General features: G+C 66.1%; 12 protein-coding genes. 6 read left to right on the top strand and 6 right to left on the bottom strand.

Going from position 1 to position 18,515, the window contains the following annotated elements:
* Positions 1-8,811 carry a GH36-type glycosyl hydrolase domain-containing protein gene (locus tag HLG70_RS07995; RefSeq protein WP_171662291.1) on the bottom strand — a complete coding sequence of 2,937 codons (8,811 nt, stop codon included), beginning with the start codon at positions 8,809-8,811 and terminating at the stop codon, positions 1-3.
* 166 nt (positions 8,812-8,977) lie between these two features.
* On the opposite strand from HLG70_RS07995, the gene pgi reads away from it, so the two are divergent.
* From pgi to HLG70_RS07970, 5 genes are all read left to right on the top strand, one after another.
* Entirely contained in the window at positions 8,978-10,621 is a 1,644-nt protein-coding gene (pgi, locus tag HLG70_RS07990; protein WP_250157090.1) for a glucose-6-phosphate isomerase, read from the top strand.
* An 83-nt stretch (positions 10,622-10,704) separates the two neighbouring features.
* Positions 10,705-11,025: a hypothetical protein gene (locus HLG70_RS07985; protein WP_171662293.1), complete on the top strand. Its 321-nt coding sequence runs from the start codon at positions 10,705-10,707 to the stop codon at positions 11,023-11,025.
* 191 nt (positions 11,026-11,216) lie between these two features.
* Positions 11,217-11,945: a Crp/Fnr family transcriptional regulator gene (locus HLG70_RS07980; RefSeq protein WP_171662637.1), complete on the top strand. Its 729-nt coding sequence runs from the start codon at positions 11,217-11,219 to the stop codon at positions 11,943-11,945.
* A gap of 21 nt (positions 11,946-11,966) precedes the next feature.
* On the top strand, positions 11,967-12,683 hold the full coding sequence (locus HLG70_RS07975; protein ID WP_250157086.1) for a Crp/Fnr family transcriptional regulator: 717 nt from the start codon (positions 11,967-11,969) through the stop codon (positions 12,681-12,683).
* 117 nt (positions 12,684-12,800) lie between these two features.
* Positions 12,801-13,397 (top strand): DUF4202 domain-containing protein, encoded by a 597-nt coding sequence (locus HLG70_RS07970; protein ID WP_171662294.1) that lies wholly within the window; start codon positions 12,801-12,803, stop codon positions 13,395-13,397.
* A gap of 136 nt (positions 13,398-13,533) precedes the next feature.
* Here the strand turns inward: HLG70_RS07970 and HLG70_RS07965 are convergent, their stop codons facing one another.
* Both HLG70_RS07965 and HLG70_RS07960 read right to left on the bottom strand, forming a co-directional pair.
* Complete coding sequence (locus HLG70_RS07965) at positions 13,534-14,295, bottom strand: ProQ/FinO family protein (RefSeq protein WP_250157085.1); 762 nt, start codon at positions 14,293-14,295, stop codon at positions 13,534-13,536.
* Between the two features lie 115 nt (positions 14,296-14,410).
* Positions 14,411-15,883, bottom strand: a complete 1,473-nt coding sequence (locus HLG70_RS07960; protein WP_171662295.1) for a hypothetical protein — start codon at positions 15,881-15,883, stop codon at positions 14,411-14,413.
* 242 nt (positions 15,884-16,125) lie between these two features.
* On the opposite strand from HLG70_RS07960, the gene HLG70_RS07955 reads away from it, so the two are divergent.
* On the top strand, positions 16,126-16,803 hold the full coding sequence (locus HLG70_RS07955) for a hydrolase (protein WP_171662296.1): 678 nt from the start codon (positions 16,126-16,128) through the stop codon (positions 16,801-16,803).
* Between the two features lie 90 nt (positions 16,804-16,893).
* On the opposite strand, the gene HLG70_RS07950 is transcribed toward HLG70_RS07955, so the two are convergent.
* The 3 genes from HLG70_RS07950 to HLG70_RS07940 all read right to left on the bottom strand — a co-directional run bounded on the left by HLG70_RS07950 (position 16,894) and on the right by HLG70_RS07940 (position 18,483).
* The gene (locus HLG70_RS07950; RefSeq protein WP_171662297.1) at positions 16,894-17,115 is read right to left on the bottom strand and encodes a hypothetical protein; all 222 of its coding nucleotides are present in this window, start codon (positions 17,113-17,115) and stop codon (positions 16,894-16,896) included.
* 8 nt (positions 17,116-17,123) lie between these two features.
* Positions 17,124-17,513: a hypothetical protein gene (locus tag HLG70_RS07945; RefSeq protein ID WP_171662298.1), complete on the bottom strand. Its 390-nt coding sequence runs from the start codon at positions 17,511-17,513 to the stop codon at positions 17,124-17,126.
* Positions 17,514-17,676: 163 nt separating this feature from the next.
* Positions 17,677-18,483, bottom strand: coding sequence for an aldolase/citrate lyase family protein (locus HLG70_RS07940; RefSeq protein WP_171662299.1), 807 nt, complete (start codon positions 18,481-18,483; stop codon positions 17,677-17,679).
* Positions 18,484-18,515: the final 32 nt, after the last annotated feature.

Here is an 18,515-nt window from a genome sequence, read left to right as displayed (position 1 = left end):
TTATTGTTTCCCGGATATTTCCTCCGCAAGCAGTGGTTTACCCGCAGCCCCAAGCGGCGAACTGCGAGCGGCCGCGCGGCGCGGGTCCGGCAGCGCGACATGCACCTCGCGGTCCCGCCCATCGTCGAGCAACGCAATGACGCCGTCCTCCTGGATGACGCCATCCACCCGGACCTGTCCGGCGCTGCTCGTGCCGGGTTCGCGCGCGACGGTTATCCGATACGTTGTCCGGCCATGCCGGTAGTTCAGGGTGCTGGTGTTCCAGTCCGAGGGCAGGCAGGGGTCGAAGCTGAGCGTATTGCCGCGCAGACGCATTCCAAGCACGGACTCCAGGATCAGCCGATACATCAGGCCGGCCGATCCTGTGTACCACGTCCAGCCGCCGCGGCCTTCCTGGCCGGGGGTTGTGTAGATATCCGCGGCCATGACATAGGGCTCGACCTTGTAGAGGGCGGCCTTCGTCGGGGAGTTCGCATGGTTGATGGGGTTGAGCATCGCCAGCAGGCCCCCGACACGCGCCTCGTCGCGCAAGCCGCAGAACGCCATCGCGGTCCAGATGGCGGCATGGGTGTACTGGCCGCCGTTCTCCCGCACGCCTGGCACGTAGCCGCGGATGTAGCCGGGGTTCATGGCGGACGAATCGAACGAGGGCGCCAGCAGCCGGATCAACCCGAGCTCTTCATCGATCAGCCGGTCATCGGCGGCCTGCATCGCGAGGCGGGCCCGGTCCTGCGGGGCGGAACCCGACAGGACGGCCCAGCTTTGCGAAATGGCATCGATCTGGCACTCCGGGTTTTCGGCCGAGCCCAAGGGGCTGCCGTCATCGAAATAGGCCCGTCTGTACCATCCGCCATCCCAGCCGGATGCTTCGAGCTGGGCGCCCAGCCGCGCGGCTTCCGATTCGCAAAGCGCCGCGAACGCCAGGTCTTCCCGGGCGCGGGCCAGCACCGCGAATCGCGTCAGCGTGTCATAGAGGAAGAAGCCAAGCCAGACGCTTTCGCCCCGTCCGTCCTCGCCGACCTTGTCCATGCCGTCGTTCCAGTCGCAAGAACCCATCAGCGGCAGGCCATGGGCGCCAAAGGCGCTCAAGGCGTGCGACAGGGCGCGGGTGCAGTGCGTATACAGGCTGGCGGACTCCCTGGACGCGGCGGGACGGTCATAGTTGGAGGATTCCCCAGGGTTGAGCAGGCGGCCTTCGATGAAGCCAGCTTCCTCGGCCAGCACGCCTGTGTCGCCGGTGACCTCCACATAGTGGCTGGCGGCGAACGGCAGCCAGAGATAATCGTCCGAGCAGCGCGTGCGCACACCTCGGTTCGAAGGCGGGTGCCACCAATGCTGCACGTCGCCTTGCACGAACTGCTGGGCCGCGCAGCGCAGCAGGTGCTCGCGCGCCAGCGCCGGGCGGGCGATCGCCAGCGCCATGACGTCCTGCAGCTGGTCGCGAAAACCATAGGCGCCGCCCGACTGGTAGTGGCCGCTGCGCGCCCACAGCCGGCAGGCAAGCGTCTGATAGAGCAGCCAGCCATTGGCCAGCGTGTTCACGGCCGAGTCCGGAGTCTCGATACGCACGACGCCCAGCGTCTCCCGCCAGTACCGCCGGACGGCCTGGAGTTCGCTGCCGGCTGCCCCCAGTTCGCCGTATCGGCGCACCAGTTGCCTGACGTGCTCGATGCCTTGCGAAGAGGCGCCAAGGTGGAACAGGATTCTGATGTCCTGCCCATCCTCCAGCGTGGTGGGGACCTGGATGGCGGCGCAGGGATCCAGCCCCGCGCCGGTTCTGCCGGACAGCCGGCTGCGGCGCATCGCCTGCGGGTGGCGCAGGGTGCCGTTCCTGCCGATGAACTCCTTGCGGTCGGCGCTCATGGCCCGCGTCGCGCTGCTTGTGTCGAACCAGGCGATGTGCCCGGCGAAATCCGTATTGAAGCTGTTGCGGGCCAGCAGCGCGCCGGTGTCGGGATCGGTCTCAGTCGTGACGTGCATGGAGGACTTGGCGCGCACGTCGCCCAGCACCCACTCCACATACCCGGTCGCCGACAGGCGGCGGCGCCGCCCCGACCGGTTGCGCAGCGTCAGGGCGTAGAACTTCACCGGCGCATCCTGCGCAACGTGGATGCACAGTTCCGATTCGATGCCATATTCCACGTGTTCGAACACCGTGTAGCCAAAGCCGTGGCGCGTGACGTAGGCGGACTCGCCGCCGGCCGGGTAGGGGGCAGGAGACCAGTATTGGCCGCTGATCTCGTCGCGCAGGTAGAAAGCTTCTCCACAGGCGTCGCTGACCGCGTCGTTGTGCCAGGGTGTGAGCCGGTATTCGTGGGCGTTGTCGCTCCAGCTGTAGGCTTGGCCGCTTTCGGACACGACCGTTCCGAAGCCGGCATTGGCGATGACGTTCACCCAGGGCGCCGGGGTGCGCCGCTCCCGGGTCGTGGTGATCACGTATTCCTCTCCTCCGGGCGTGAATCCGCCCAGGCCGTTGTAATGCAGCAGTACGGACGGCGCCTGCGCGGCAGCCGTTTGCGCGGCTGGCGGCAAGGGCGGGGTCGACACCACCAGGGGCGGAGTGCGGATCTCCGGCAGACCCAGGCGGTTCACCTGGTTCGACAGGGTGCCCAGCGCGTCGCTGAGCGATATGCGCGACACCGCCAGCAACAGGGTCCGGTCCTCTTCCGAGATCTGGTCTCCCGGGCGCACGAAGATGCCGCCCGGGCGGTCAATGATGTGCGCTTCCACGCCCGCGGATATCAGGCCCATCATGCGGTCCTGGAGCGCCTGGCGGTAGCTGCCCGTATCCTCGTTCCAGATCACCAGGTCCACGGCCACGCCTTTTTGCCGCCAGTAGGCATGGGCCTGTACCAGTTGGCGCACCAACTCGAAGTTGGCCGGGTCCTTGATCCGGAGCAGCACTATGGGCAGATCTCCCGAGATGGCGTATCCCCACAGGCCCGACTGCCCGCGGCGATTCTTCAGCAGCGTCGCCGTCTCGGCGCGCATGGCGGGGTTCTGGTAGACGATGGCATTGGCGAGCCGGGCGTAGAGCTGCGCGTCCGCTTCGGTGGCGTTCAACTGGCGCACGATCACCTGCGCGTGCGTCCAGGCCAGCTCCAGGGCGCGGTCGGCCAGATGGCGGTCCTGGTACTTGCTGATCAGGTTCATGCAGGCGCTGCGACTGTCGCCCACCCCCTGGACCAGGTCGACGATCACGGACTCCTCCGCTTCCAGGGTGATCTCGCAGCGGATAGCGCAGACAGGATCCAGCACCGAACCCTGGCTGCCGGTCAACGGCGCATCGCCCTCCAGTGCCTGCGGGTCAGCCACCGACCGGCCCCGGCCCAGGAAGACGGCCCGATCCGTTTCATAGGAAGCCGTGCCGGGATTGCCGCCATGGATCGCCAGCAGCTGGAACATCCACGGCGGGTTGTCCGCCGGACTGCGGCCCCGCCGTGAGCACAGGATGGCGCGTTCTGACGGGACGATCTCGGTCTGCACAAAGAGATTGCTGAATGCCGGATGCAGTTCATCGGCCATGGGCGGCGCAATCACGACCTCGGCATAGCAGGTGATCTCTATCGTGCGGCGTTCGCGGCTGCGATTCGTCAGGTGGCAACGTCGCAGTTCGATATCGTCTTCCGGCGACACGACGATTTCGGTATGCGTGTCGATCTGGTGATCGGTACGGCGGAATTCGGCACGGCCCTCGGAGAAGATGACTTCGTAATGGTCCGGCCGCGTCAGAGTGGGCTGGTGGGACGTGGACCAGATCGCGCCGCTGTCCTTGTCCCGCAAGTAGCAGAATGTCCCCCAGTTGTCGCAGGTGCCGTCTTCGCGCCAGCGGGTCACGGCCAGGTCCCTCCAGCGGCTGGAACCCGCGCCGCTGTTGGTGACCATGACATGGTAGCGTCCGTTGGACAAGAGCTGCACCTCGGGAATCGGCGTGTCGGCGGTGTCCAGCACTCGCACCGACGCTTCGGGCTGGCCTGGCGCAGTGGTACGGATGACCGACAGCTCGGCGGCTTTGGCGTAGGCGGCCGCGGCGCGCGGAATGCGCTCCTGCAGCAGGAGCATGGTGGCCTGGAAGGACGGGTCCGCTTCAAAGCGGGCCTGCATCGTGCGTCCCAGCAGTACGTTCGCGATCGACAGGAATCCCATTCCCTGGTGATGCGCCATGTACGCGTAGACGATTGCGCCGGTCTTGCCCGGCGGCAATCGGCGCGGCGTGTAGTCGATGGCCTCGTAGAAGCCGTAGCGGCCCAGCAGGCTTTCCTGGGCAAGGCGCTGCAGGTTCCGGCACGCCTCGTCCGGCGACACCATCAGCGCCAGCATGGACGCATAGGGCGCCACCACCACGTCGTCGGCCAGGCCTCGCTTCAAGCCCAGGCCCGGCACGCCGAACGCCCGGTACTGATAGTTCATGCCGACGTCGAACAGGTTGTACGCGCTTTCGGACATGCCCCAGGGGATGCCGAGCTTGTCCCCATACTCGATCTGGGCGCGCACGGCCGACATGCAGGTCTGATCCAGCAACGTGTGGGCGTAGGACGGCATGACGAGCCGGGGCATCAGATACTCGAACATCGAGCCGCTCCACGACAGCAGCACCGTGCCGCCCGCCGCGGTGCTGAGCTGCCTGCCCAGGGCAAACCAGGTTTCCTGCGGGAGCTGGCCTTGCGCAATGGCGACGAAGCTGCAAAGGCGGGCTTCGGAGGCCAGCAGGTCGTACAGCCCTTCGTCGCGCCTGCGCTCGGTCAGGTTGTAGCCGATGGCCAGCAGCCGGCTGCCCTTGTCGTACAGGAACCCATAATTGGCCACTGCCATCTCCGCCAGCGTGTCGGCCAGCAGCGCGATCAAGGCCAGGCGTTCGTGGGCACGCTCCGCCGCCAGGATCACGGCAAGCTCGGTCTCCACCAGCCACGCCCGTTCGTCGGAAGGGATATCCAGGGGCGACAGCCGCTCGCGCAAAGCCGGCAGCAATCGCGTGGCCTGGCCCGCGACCTGCTGCAGGGTCGGTATGGCAATCAAGTCGGGCAGGTCCTGCCATGCGGCGCCGACGGGCAAGCCCCGCCACGGAGCCAGCAGGGCCAGCTCGCCGCGCGCGGCCTCGCATTGGCGCAGCAGCGCCTCTGCATGCCACAGGGCCTGCGCCCGTTCCGGCGCGGTGTAGCGGCCGAGCAGGCTGGCCGCCAGCGCGCACAGCTGATCCAGATGCAGTCTGGCCTGCGCCAGGGTCTTGGGGCCGGCTTGGGTGGCGGACTCCAACACGTCGGCCAGCGGCTCCAACTCAGGTGAATCGTAGGCAGAGACGCTTTCGCGCAAGACCGCCAAGGCGTCGGCGCATCCTTCGAATGTGCGGGGATGCAGGATGGGCGCCTGCGCCAGTTCCAGCAACCCCGGCCGCAGCGTGAGCAGATGGCCGGCAAGATTGCCGCTGTCCACGGTAGAAATGTAGAGCGGGGCCAGGGGCTTGAGGGTGACGGTGTCGTACCAGTTGTAGAAGTGGCCCAGATAGCGCTCCAGCGTCGCCATGGTGCCCAGCGATGCCTGAGTCTTTTCCAGCAGGCGGCCGGTCTGCAGGTAGCCGAAATCGTAGGCGGCCAGATTGGCCAGCAGCGCCAGCCCAAGATTGGTGGGCGAGGTGCGGTGCGCGATGGCCGCGGACGGCTTGTCCTGGATGTTGTCGGGGATCAGCCAGTTGTCTTCCGCGCCGCCATGGCCGTCGAAGAACGACCAGGTCTTGCGCGCCAGCAATCGCAGGAACTGGGTCTGGTCGGGAGTCAGGTCGATCCGGGCAAGGGCCGGCGGGCGGCTCAAGCGCCAGGCGATGAACGGCATCGCCACCCAAAGCGCCAGGACCGGAAACGCGGCCGTCCAGGCCGAGGGGTTCAGCGCCATCACGCAGGCGCCGATAGCGAGGGCGAGGATCGGCGCGCCCCAAACGGACAGCAGCAGAGGGCCGGATCGCGTCCCGCCTTCGCGGTTGGTGATGCTGGAGGGCTTCCATTCCAGCAGCCGCCGGCGCGAAACCGTCAGGCGATATAGCGTCCTGATCGCCGCGTCCAGGCTGTACAGGGCTTCGTGAGCCAGGCTGGTCAAGGCGAATGCCGCCCGGCTGAACTGCCGCGTCGTCGGCGCGATCCAGCCGACCAGATGCTGAGCGAGCACTACGTCCTCTTCTTTGCGCACGCCGCTCAGGGCAGAGGCGAACAAGGCGGGAAGGAACAGGATAAGCACGCAGGCGACGGTCCACAGCCAGGGGGCGGGCAACAGCATCCAGCCCAGCGCCATTAACAGCACAAGGCTGGCCGGGACCAGGCTGCGGCGCAGGTTGTCCAGTATCTTCCAGCGCGCGAGCGCGGGCAGGGACGGGCCGTGGCGAGTCCCCGGCTCCGTGGGCGCGCGGCCGAACAGCCAGCCCAGCAGTTGCCAGTCTCCACGTATCCAGCGGTGCCGGCGGCTGACGTCGGCGGAGTAGCGCGCGGGTTGCCCTTCGAACAGCTGGACATCGCTCAGCAGGCCCGAGCGGGCATAGCAGCCTTCCAGCAGGTCGTGGCTCAGCACACGGTTGTCCGGAAAGCAGTCTTTCAATGCCGATTCGAAGGCGTCCACGTCGTAGATGCCCTTGCCGACGAAGGAGCCTTCCTTGAAGATGTCCTGATAAACGTCGGACACGGTGTTGGTATAGGGATCGATGCCTGGATCGCCTCCGTTCAGGCGAGCGTACGGCGATGCGGTCAGGTCGGTCAGGCTGACTCCCACCCGCGGTTGCAGGATGCCGTAGCCGCGTGTCACTCTGCGCGTGACCGGGTCGAACTGGGCCTGATTGAGCGGATGCGCCATGGTGCCGACAAGCTTCCAGGCGGTTTCCCTGGGCAACTCGGTATCGGTGTCCAGCGTGATGACGTACCTGACCCCGGCCAGCAAGGCCACGTCCCCGACCACGCAAGAGAATGCGCCCGAGCCCTGACCGCGGAGCACGCTATTCAGATCCGCAAGCTTTCCTCTTTTTCTCTCATAGGCCATCCAGACCCGCTCTTGCTCGTTCCAGCGGCGAGGCCGGTGAAGGAGAAAGAACGGACTGCGTCCCAGCCGCCGGTATTTCTCGTTCAGGGCCTGCACTTGTGCTTTGGCGCCCTCCAGCAGCAAGGTGTCCGAAGGCAGGTGTTCCGACGCGGCGTCCGCGAAATCCGTCAGCAGGCAGAAGCTCAGGTTATCGCCGGGATTGGCCAGGAACCGGATCTCCAGCGCCTCGGCGAGCGAGTCCGCGTCATCGGGGGCGATCAGCATCGTGGGGACGGCAACGAGGCAGCGCGCATCGTCGGGAATACGCTTGGCGTAATCCATGCGCGGCAGGCGTTGGGGGCGCACCAGCCAAGTCAGGGACCAATTGACCGTGGCGACGGCGAGATGACTGGTGGCCAGCACGGACAGCAGCGCGACGCACGCCATTGCCCACGTGCCGACGCCGGCTTCATGCGCCATCGCGAGCAGCAGCGCGCTAAATCCGGCCGTCAGCGAGACGATGGCGCCCACATACAGGCGCAGCGCGGCGCGCGGGGTGATGCGGGCCAGCTTCTCGGTCATGCTCGGCTTGGCCTTGGCCCGCATGGCGAGCTCTTCCTGGCCCTCGTCGATCAGGTAGAAGCCGACATGCCCGCGCCGGATATCGGCGGCCGGGCCCGGGTCGGCCGCGCCGGTTGCCGCCAGGTCGACCGCCATGGCGGCGATCTCGGTTTCCGCGCGTTCGGATTGCCTGGCAAGCCGTTCCACCCGATGGCGATAGTGGTCGCGAGTGGGAAAGTCCATGCCGACGTAGACGCCCGCGGGGTCTTCGCGCAAGGTCCGGTCCACGATGCTGACGGCTTCCACGAAGTCATTCCAGTTCGTCGTCGACAAGGCGCGCAGGCTGCCGATGCTGTTGCTGATGGAAACCTGATCCGCCGCCTGCTGCTGGTTTTCGGCGACGACCATCTGTTCAATGGTCAGATTGGACTGGGCAAGCCGTTGTTCGAACCATGTCAAAGGCAGGGCCAGCGCCGGGCCGTGGCCCTGGAGCCGCCTTGCCAGTTCCGCGACGAATGAGCCGTCTATCGGCGGATTCGAGCGCGCCATGTTGGCAATGACAAGAATGAGGCCGGTGGGGTCCTCCTCGGCTGACTTGCGCATGGCGTCCGCCCACGTATCCGCCAGTCCACGGTTCATGTTCGCATAGGCCAGCCGGATCGCGACGCGACGCAGGTTTTCGATCAGGGCCAGGCGCATCATGATGGGGACTGCCCACAATTCGCCCAGTTGCAGCGGCGTAATCAATTGATAGGCGGCCACAAACGCCTCGATGCCCGCGGCATCGATCCGCGCATCACTATGCGAGATCATCTCCAGCGCAATGTCGTATACCCGAGGCAAGCCCTTGGACGGGCCCGTCTCCAGCTTTGGCAGGCTGCGGCTGTAGCCTTTGGGCAGGTGCCGCTTGGCCAGCCGGATCTGCTCTTCGATCAGGTAGAAGTTGTCCAGCAGCCATTCGTCGGCCGGGGTGATCTGGCGGTTCTGCCGCATCGATTCCATCAGCAGCGCGCAGGCCTGGGCCAGCAGCGTCTGGTTTTCGGTCAGCCGCGGCAGCAACGTGTCCGGCGGGCGCGATGTACCCACCAGATGCGCCTGCGCCAGGGCCTGGCCGTGCTGTTCCATCTGCAAGGCGCTGAACAGCTCCGCGCGCAACGGCGGCTCGCTTTCCGCCGCGCGCAGCGTGGCCTTGCTTCGGGCAAACAGGTCTATCCACTCGGGCGCGGCTTCGAGGGAGGGCCAATCAATTGGTTTCATAGCCATAGAGTGACCAACCGCGAGCGCCGTCTCTGTACGCTAGCGCACGGACGCCGCTCATTGCCTGTGGCATAACCGCCGAAAGGCTCGGAATTCGGGAGGCTCCCGTCGGGCGGCATGGAGATGGATGGCAATGGACAGACAAGCAACGGGCGGTTTGCGCGACGTGTCGCTGACCCGAGCCTGGCAGACGCTGGCCGAGCATTTGGAAGAGGTGCGGCCGCAGCATCTGCGAGACCTGTTCCAGCTTGACCCGGAGCGGGGGCCGCGCTTCAGCGCGGAAGCCGCGGGCTGGTATCTGGACTATTCCAAGAACCGGATCACTCCGAGGACTGTCGAGCTGTTGCTGCGCCTGGCCCGCGCATGCCGTCTGCCGGCGCGGATCGACGCCCTGTTCAATGGCGATCCAGTCAACGTCAGCGAAGGGCGCGCGGCCCTGCATGTCGCATTGCGCATGCCGGCCGGTTCCAGCGTCCGAGTGGAGGGGAGGGACGTGGTGCCGGACGTCCAGCGGGTGCTGCGCCGCATGGAACACTTCGCCGGCAAGGTGCGCAGCGGATCCTGGCTTGGCGGCACCGGGAAAAGGATCAGGAATATCGTGAACCTGGGCATAGGCGGCTCCGCGATCGGCGCGGGCATGGCCTGGGCCGCCCTGCAGCACTACGGACGACCAGACATGCAGTTCCGGTTCGTCTCCAACGTGGACGGCGCGGACTTCTTTGAGGCCACGCGCGACCTGGACCCGCGCGAAACGCTGTTCATCGTCTGTTCGAAAACCTTCCGTACGCTCGAAACCTTGCGCAATGCGGCCGCGGCGCGCGCCTGGTGCCTGGAAGACATCCAGGATGAGGGCGCGGTGCAGGCGCATTTCGTGGCTGTCACCGGCAATCGCGACGCCGCCATCCAGGCCGGCTTTGCGCCGGAGCAGGTCTTCGACGTCTGGGAGTGGGTCAACGGCCGCTATTCATTGTGTTCTGCAATGGGGCTGGCCGTGCTGACGGCCATCGGTCCTGCCGCATTTCGCGAGATGCTGGCCGGGTTCCATGACATGGACACGCATTTCCTGTCTGCGCCGCTGGAAAGCAATCTCCCCGCGCTGCTTGGATTGATGGCGGTATGGAACAACAACTTCCTCGGTTCAAGAACCGTGGCAATTCTGCCCTACGAACACTACCTGCGCCGGTTCCCTTCCTATGTCCAGCAACTGATGATGGAAAGCAACGGCAAGTCCGTCACCCAGGACGGCACTCCGGTCAGCAGCCATTCCAGCCCCGTCTACTGGGGCGCATGCGGAACCAACGGCCAACACTCGTTCCATCAACTGTTGCACCAGGGCACCCAGATCGTGCCCTGCGACTTCATCGGGTTCCTGACACCGCTCCCGCCTTCGGCCGACGGCCACGAGGAGCTGCTGGCGAACATGTTCGCCCAGGCCCAGGCGCTGGCCTTCGGGCGCCCCTTGGACGAGGACGGCGAGCCTGATGAAGCGCAATTTGAGCGGGGACACCGGCAGGTCGAGGGGAACCGTCCCAGCAATACGCTGCTGGCCGCAACATTGACGCCCCGGACCCTGGGTGCGCTCGTCGCACTGTACGAGCACAGCGCATTCACCCAGGGCGTGGTCTGGGACATCGATTCCTTCGATCAATGGGGCGTGGAGTTGGGCAAGACGCTCGCGGCGCGCATCGCCCAGGAGCTTGCGGCCGGGACGGCAGGCGCGCATGGACCCGACAGTTCCACGCGGACTCTGATGCGGAAATACCTGGATGGCAAGACGGCCGGCGCTATGTGCGCTATCGAACGGACGTGAGGCGGGTCATCCCATACCGTGGCAAGGTCATGCTGGCGGTCCCGCGCCAGGCAAACGCAGCACTTCGCAAAAGGACCATCGACATGTCATTGCTAGTCAAGAAGGGCTACACCCGGCTTGCGCCCCGGACCTCGCGCACCGGCATCTCCGAGCTGGACGCGCAGGGATTCGCACCAATCGCGACCTATGGCGCCCGCATGGTGGGCGCGCTGTCAGGCGAAACGGGGTCGCATCCCGGTTCGCCCATCGGTGACACGGGGCCGATTGCCCAGCAAGTGTGCCAGTGGGAGGGCGAGGGCGGGAGCATCGTGGGCTTTGCAGGCGTACTGCGCCCGTTCGTATTCGGCGGCGCCGGATCGCTGGTTCACTGGCCGGTGCTGGCCTGGCGCAGGGAAGACGCCTGAGCAAGCCGATGCCAACTGCGCGGTCGAGGTGGCCCGCGACCAATAGTGCGCTACTCTGGGCAGGACTCCGTTCGCCACCGCACATAAGGCGTGGCGATTGCCCTTGCCGAGTGGGCAAAGTGTGCCGGAGTATCTTCGGATTACGGCCCGGGATCGGGCCGTTGCAACAGGGCTTGCTGGAGGGACTCATCATGCCTGATTCACACGATCCCACCCAGAATCATCTATTGGCGGCGCTGCCCCCGCAGGAGATGGACCGATTGTTTCCCCTGCTGGAGCGGGTTTCCCTGCCCCTCGGGAAAGCCCTGTACGAACCGGGCGGGCGGATGCGGCATGTCTGCTTTCCGGTGGACTGCATCGTCTCCCTGCTGTGCGTGATGGAAGATGGTGCCTCGACCGAGATCGCCGTGGTCGGCAACGAAGGCATCGTCGGGATTTCCTTGTTCATGGGGGGAGAAACGACGCCCAGCAGGGCAATCGTGCAAAGCGCGGGAACGGCCTATCAATTGAAGGGGCAGGCCCTGAAAGACGAATTCGACCGGGGCGGGGCCATGCAGCATCTGTTGCTTCGGTACACGCAGGCATTGCTGACGCAAATGGCCCAGACGGCGGTGTGCAATCGCCATCACTCGCTGGACCAGCAGCTTTGCCGGTGGCTTTTACTCAGCCTGGACCGGCTGCAATCCGACGAACTGGTCATGACGCAGGAGCTTATCGCCAACATGCTGGGCGTGCGGCGCGAAGGCGTCACGGAGGCCGCCGGCCATTTGCAGGAGGCTGGCCTCATCCGCTATCGACGCGGCCATATCACCGTGGTGGATCGTGCCGGGCTGGAGGCGCGCGTCTGCGAATGCTATATGGTCGTGCGGCAGGAGTATCACCGCCTGCTGAGTCACGTTGGCGGCGCGGTCCGCGCCTGAGATGGAACCTGGAGCAGAATCTTGCCGTATCCCACGATGGCCGATGTTCCCAATCGCCTGCTCGACGCTTTGCCCGACCGGGAACGGCCTCGCTTGCTGGATCGCTTCGAGGCCGTCGACCTGGCCTTCGGGCAATGCCTGCTTCAGGCCGGCGACCGCATCGCTGACGTTTATTTCCCGGGTGGGAGCTATATCTCCCTGATCCTGCCGCAAAAGCGTGGCGCGTCCCTGGAAGTCGGGCTGGTCGGCAATGAAGGAATGTGGAGCGTCGACGTCCCGCTGGGCGCGGACACCTCGTCCCTGCGCGCCGTCGTGCAGGGGGCGGGGCCGGCCTTGCGCATGAAGGCTGATCTGTTCCGGCAGGAGCTGGCGGCCAGCGCCGCGCTGCGCAGCCTGATCAGCCGCTACACCGTGGTCATCCTGCAGCAGCTCGCCCAGACCGCGGCCTGCATGCATTCCCATGTGCTCGAGGGCAGGCTCGCGCGCTGGCTCCTGATGACGCAAGATCGCGCACACTCGGACAGCTTTCACCTGACCCATGAATACCTGGCCTACATGCTGGGCGTGCGGCGGGTCGGCGTGACGGTGGCGGCCTCGGCCTTGCAGCACCGCAAACTCATCGCGTATCGCCGCGGCAACATCGAGATCCTGGACCGGCCCGGCCTGGAGCGGGCGGCGTGCGATTGCTATGCGGCGGACCAGCTCAGCTACGGCCAGCTCAAATCGGATTTGCGCTGAATGGTCTGTGGTCGATGGCGGATGGAGACGCGCCCAGCGCAGGCGGTATGATGACTTCCGCCTGGCCGGCAACCCATGTCGCGCAGTCCAGCGGCGGCCCATTTGGAAACACCACACATGAATGATCGCCTGCAGCGCACGCTGCGCCTTTTCGACCAGTACAACGGCGCCGATCCCAACTCGTTCTCATGGGAAGGCCAGACCTGTCCGCAAGAGTTGTTTTTGGCGGAAAAGCTGCACGACTGGGTGATGAAGCTGGCGCCCGATGCCTCCGAACCGCTGCTCCTGGCGTCGAAATGCCAGCACATCGGCCGCTGGGAGATCGCACGCAACAGCTATCCGGAAGGACGGACAGGCTACCTGTCCTGGCGCAAGGCGCTGATGCGGCATCATGCGCACATCGCCGAAGACATCCTCGGGAAAGCCGGCTATCCCGACAGCGTGACCGAACGCGTGGTGGCTATCCTCATGAAGCAGGGCATCAAGCAGGACGCGGACGTGCAGGTGATGGAAAACGCGCTGTGCCTGGTGTTCCTGCAGTACCAGTACGAGGCTTTCCATCCCGCCCACGGCGAGAAGATCGTCGAGATCCTGAGGAAGTCCCTGCTGAAGATGGACGCCGCCGGCCATCAGCGGGCGCTGTCCCTGCCGTACTCGTCCGCGGGCATGGAATACCTGAAGCAGGCCCTGGCGGCGCTGGAAGCCGGCCGCTAGCCGCCCGCCCGATACGCCTGAGGACGGCCCGGGGTCGGGCCGCTGCCGTTCGGGCGCGAACGATCAGGCTTGCGGCGGCAAGGATATGCATCCCTTGCCGCGGCAGGCCTGTCTTGTTGCCGATCCGGACGTGAACTTAGGTGGGCGTGTCGGCCGCAGAGTCCTTCGGTGCAGTAGGCGCCGCGGAGGCGTCGACGGCGTCGGGAGCCGCCGTGGGTTGCACCGGGGCCTCGATGGTCTCGACAGCCGCCACGGGCGCCGAGGCGGCATCGATGGTCTCGACAGCCGCCGCGGACGCCGCAGGGGCGTCGGTCGCCGCGGCAGGCGCGTCGACTTTCTTCTCGGCCTTTGCGCGCGCGGCGGCATTCCTGGAGGCGTTGCGCGACGCCATGCGCTTGGCATGGCGGGCTTCGTTGGCCGTCACGGCGCCTACCGGCTCGCCGTTCAGGTCCACGCGCGGGGCCGCTTCGACCATGCAGGTCCAGTAGCGTCGGCCATCGCACCAGGTCTTCACGGCTTCCTTGATCTGCGCCTCGTCGAGCTGCAAGGCCTGGGCATGCTGCACCAGGTCCGTCAGCACGCCCAGCTTCAACGGAAGCTTGGGAGCGGGATTCTTGGGGAACGCCTTCGGGAAGTGTCGCTGCAGGCGCGAAATGGCGACCACGACGGGATCCACCGGCGTCTCACGCCGCTCGGCACGCTGGGGACGCTGACCCTTGTCGCCGCCTTGCGCGCGTTGGCCCTTGTCGCCGCCTTGCGGACGCGGTCCTTTTCCGGCGCCTTGCGGGCGGCGTGCTTTCTCCGCGCCCTGCGGACGCGATTCCTTCTTGGGGGCCGCCTTTTCAGGCGCCTGCTTGATAAGCAATTCCCGGATCGCGGCTAATTGTTCTAGTCCCATGTGCTACACAAAAAAAAGGTTGAAGCCGCGCGCGTGACCGCTACGCCGCCATCTATCGGCCATACAGCACCGTTGCATGCTCGTTCTTGCTGCTGATTCAGCCTAGGAAAAACGGCTATCCGGACATGACGACAAGCAGCGCCAACGACAGGAGAATGCCGAATGCGGCCAGGGCAGACGGCAGTAGTAGAACATACACGCTGCGTTCCTGCCCCCGTCCGTGCGCCAAGCCGGCTGCTATCGACATCCTGACCGGTGAAAAAATCCCCATCGAGGTGCCCGATACGTGCAGCAGCGCGGCGGCGGCCGGGACGTTCAGACCGGCCTGCACCGCCAATGATAGCTGGGATGGCATGAACAGGCTGTTCGGCGCGTTGCCGCTGTTGGCCAGTATGCCGAAGGCGCCGGCCAGGACGGGAGTGATAAGGATAGTCCAGTCGCGCAGACTGGAAAACAGTCCGTCGGCGTAGGCCTGCGAGATGCCCGCGCCGGCCAGCGCCTCGGCCATCATGGCGAACAGAAAGACGGACAGTACGGCATGGCGCCCGGTCATCCAGGCCGCGCGAGCCTGTGCGCCCAGCACGCCGCGCCGGCGCTGCCAGGCCGCCATGGCCAGCGCCCCCGCGATCAGCCAGCTTCCTGCATGCAGGAAGGGCATCCAGCCGGGCAGGTCCGTGAATGGGCGGATGTCGGCCAGGCCGGCAAGCCAGCGGTTCAGGTCGGGCAGCAACCGCGTCGCAACCAGGCAGGCGATCACCAGGATATAGGGCAGGGCTCTGCGCGCCGCTTCCAGCGCCTGCGGCCGGCCGGGACGGCGATCGAGCAGGAAGCGCAGCACGATCAGCGGGCCGTAGGCCGCCAGCAATGCCGTTTCCGGTCCCAGGAGCGCCGTCGCCCCGCTAAGCAAGCCCAGACTTGCCAACATCCAGCCGGCTTCGCGCCGGTGTTCCGACGCCGGCGCCCGCAGGCCGGCACGACTGGCGGTGCGCCAGAACAGGACCATCCAGACGGTCATCAGCAGGGCCACCGCCACCATGCTGTATAGCGCCAGTTGTGTCGCCGGCACCCGCGCGTAGGCTGACGCCAGCAGCGTGCCGCTGCCCATCGCGCCCCAAGGGATCAGGGTCTGGCTCAGCAAGGCGAATACCATGATCTCGCGGGCTTTAAGGCCCAGCGGCCGGATCAGCAGCACGGTGCCCAGCATTCCCACGCCAAAACCGGTGGCCGACTCGGCGAACGGGCCGATCAGGAAACAGGCAAAGAAGAGCAGCCTGCGCCGCGCTAGCGGGTCGCCCAATGCCGCAAGGCCCGGGCCGTTGGTCTGGTCAGGCGCGGGACGGCCCTGTGAGGCCATTTGCCAGAACAGCAGTCCGCCCAGGATGTAGGGAGTGATGATCCAGCCTATCCAGAGTCCGCGCTCCAGTGCGAGCGCCAGCTGGGCGCCGGCGAAGGGGGCGGGCGCCGCGAACAGGGCCACCGGAATCGTTGTGGCCAGCCCCAGCACCGCCGCTATAGTGGTATTGACCCGCCCGCTGGCGATCGCGCCGATCACGGTCAGCGCGGGAAGGGACCACAGGAAATACATCATGGGTGGGGAGCCTGCATGGCTTGGTCGGGTTCGCGGGGCGGGAAGCGCGTAGCAGTGTATGCCCCCGTACGCGTTGGCGATTCATTGATCGGCGGCCATGAAAAGTTATCGTCCTGTGAGTGGGACGCTTAAGTCTATATGTGAATCTAGCGCGTCCATCGTTCTATTTTTAATATGACTGCAGCCATTCCGGCGAACTATCAGGCCCATCGGGCCATTCGTTGCCAACCAAGGAGACATCCATGTCCGCACCCGCGAATTTCAACGGCCAGCGTCCGGTCATCGACCCCGACGACGCCGTCATGCTGCTGATCGATCATCAGAGCGGCCTCTTCCAGACCGTGGGCGACATGCCCATGACCGAATTGCGCGCCCGCGCCGGCGCACTCGCGTCGATGGCCACATTGACCAAGATGCCCGTCATCACCACCGCCTCCGTGCCGCAGGGGCCGAACGGACCCTTGATTCCGGAGATCCACGCCAACGCGCCGCACGCGCAGTACGTCGCGCGCAAGGGGGAAATCAACGCCTGGGACAATCCGGAGTTCGTCGCCGCGGTCAAGGCGACCGGCCGCAAGACCTTGATCATTGCCGGCACGATCACCAGCGTCTGCATGGCGTTTCCCGCCATCAGCGCGGTCGCCGAGGGCTACAAGGTATTTGCCGTGGTCGACGCCTCCGGCACCTATAGCAAGATGGCTCAGGAGATCACGCTGGCGCGCGTGGTGCAGGCGGGCGTGGTGCCGATGGATACCGCCGCCGTGGCGTCGGAACTCCAAAGGACCTGGCATCGCGAAGATGCCGCGCAATGGGCGGAGGTCTATACCAAGGTCTTCCCCGCCTACCAGTTGCTGATCGAAAGCTACGGCAAGGCCCAGGAAGTGGTGAAGAACAACGAAGCGCTTGATTCGCAGCGCTGATCCGTCCGGCCGGATGCCGATTCCAGCGCAAGCCGGCGCGGCGGAGGGCAGGAGAGACGCCGCACGCTTTCGCGTGCGGCGTTTTTCTCCTTATTGATTCGCGCCGCGGATATTGCCGGCAATACCGCCGGCCGCGCCGCCGATGGCGGCTCCGGTCCAGGCGCTACCGCCCGCGATGGCGGCAATCCCGGCGCCTGCGGCGGCGCCCATCAGGCCGCCTGTCACGGTGCCTTGCTGTTCCTTGGTCATGTTGGTGCAGGCAGCCAGCGATCCCATCGCGACGGCTAGAACTATCGTTTGGATGGTTTTCATGGCGGCTCCTAAGGGGTGCGCTTCGTCTTCGTCGCAGGCACGACGATCTCAAACCAGATGGTCTCTACGACGGGACGATCCATCTGTGTAGGGTTTGCGGCATACCAGCGGTCCACGCTTTCGCGCACGGAGTCCAGCGTCTGGTCCTGGAGTCCCCTGGCGAATTTCGGAACCAAGGTCTGGGAGTCCGGGACCGCCCGCCGTTGCTGATAGGCCTGTTCGACTTGCAGGACGTTCGCCATGCCCAGTAGATAGGCCTTTTTCAGGTTGGCGTCCGATTCCGTCCAGTGCTTTCCGGTAATGATGGGGGCAGGATCGGGCGGTGCAGCCGTGGTGGGTGGGGCGAACAGGATTGACAGGGCTACGGTTGCAGGGCCTAGCAGGTGTTTTACTTGCATCGCATCGCTCCTTTGGGGAACAAAAGACAGAAAACAGCCTTCGCGCGCGATTCGCTCCGGTCGATCCCGAGGGCCGGTCGAAAAGCGGTGCAATCAATTTATGCCTGAAAGCCCGCCCACGCAAGACCAGATTGCAGGCCGGGCCCGCCCCAGGCGCCCGCGCTCAATAGGCTGCCGAAGCCGGATGCGCCGTTGCGCTGGCGTCCGGGGACAGGAAGCTGGCCGCCAGGCGCCGTGCGCTGTTGGCGTACAGCAGCACGTCCACGCCGGTCGCCACGAAGGTGCAGCCCAGGTCCAGATAGCGCCGTGCCAGAGCCGGGTCCGAGGTCAGCGTGCCGGCGGCCTTGCCGCTGCCGATGATGACGCGCATGGCGCGTTCGATGGCGGCCTGCACCTCGGCGCTGCCGGGCCGGCCGCGGTAGCCCATGGATGCGGCAAGGTCGGCCGGGCCGATGAACACGCCGTCCACGCCCGGCACCGCGCAGATCGCTTCCAGGTTCGCAAGCGCGTCCACGGTTTCGGCCTGCACCAGCAGGCAGACTTCGTCGTCGGCGATGTCCAGGTAGTCGGCGCGCTCGCTCCAGCGCGACGCGCGGCCCACGGCGCTGCCTACGCCGCGCACGCCTTGCGGCGGATAGCGTGTGGCGGCGACCAGGGCGGCGGCCTGCCCGGCGGTATCCACCATGGGCACCAGCAGGTTCTTCGCGCCGATGTCCAGCAGCTGCTTGATGCGGGCCGTTTCTCCGGCCACCACGCGCACGACGGGCTGTGAGCGGTAGGGCGCCACGGACTGCAGGGCGGCCAGCGTGCTGCGCAGGTCGTTCGGCGCGTGTTCGCCGTCGATCAGCAGCCAGTCGAATCCCGCCGTCGCGGAGACCTCGGCCATGTAGGGATCGGCCATGGACAGCCACAGGCCCACCTGGGCCTGGCCCGCGGCAAGCGCGGATTTGAAGGGGTTGTGTGCCGGCATGTGCGCGACGCTCCTTGTAGTGTTGGCGGGCC

Origin of the sequence: Achromobacter deleyi (assembly GCF_013116765.2) — a bacterium.
Lineage (GTDB): Bacteria > Pseudomonadota > Gammaproteobacteria > Burkholderiales > Burkholderiaceae_B > Achromobacter > Achromobacter deleyi_A.
This window is presented reverse-complemented; position numbering and strand designations above follow the sequence as displayed.

What these genes read in the sequence shown, in the direction of transcription:
- HLG70_RS07985 (WP_171662293.1), top strand. Translation starts at nt 10,705, where the DNA reads ATGTCATTGCTAGTCAAGAAGGGCTACACCCGGCTTGCGCCCCGGACC.
- HLG70_RS07950 (WP_171662297.1), bottom strand. Translation starts at nt 17,115, where the DNA reads ATGAAAACCATCCAAACGATAGTTCTAGCCGTCGCGATGGGATCGCTG.
- HLG70_RS07980 (WP_171662637.1), top strand. Translation starts at nt 11,217, where the DNA reads ATGCCTGATTCACACGATCCCACCCAGAATCATCTATTGGCGGCGCTG.
- HLG70_RS07970 (WP_171662294.1), top strand. Translation starts at nt 12,801, where the DNA reads ATGAATGATCGCCTGCAGCGCACGCTGCGCCTTTTCGACCAGTACAAC.
- HLG70_RS07940 (WP_171662299.1), bottom strand. Translation starts at nt 18,483, where the DNA reads ATGCCGGCACACAACCCCTTCAAATCCGCGCTTGCCGCGGGCCAGGCC.
- HLG70_RS07955 (WP_171662296.1), top strand. Translation starts at nt 16,126, where the DNA reads ATGTCCGCACCCGCGAATTTCAACGGCCAGCGTCCGGTCATCGACCCC.
- HLG70_RS07965 (WP_250157085.1), bottom strand. Translation starts at nt 14,295, where the DNA reads ATGGGACTAGAACAATTAGCCGCGATCCGGGAATTGCTTATCAAGCAG.
- HLG70_RS07995 (WP_171662291.1), bottom strand. Translation starts at nt 8,811, where the DNA reads ATGAAACCAATTGATTGGCCCTCCCTCGAAGCCGCGCCCGAGTGGATA.
- HLG70_RS07960 (WP_171662295.1), bottom strand. Translation starts at nt 15,883, where the DNA reads ATGATGTATTTCCTGTGGTCCCTTCCCGCGCTGACCGTGATCGGCGCG.
- HLG70_RS07945 (WP_171662298.1), bottom strand. Translation starts at nt 17,513, where the DNA reads ATGCAAGTAAAACACCTGCTAGGCCCTGCAACCGTAGCCCTGTCAATC.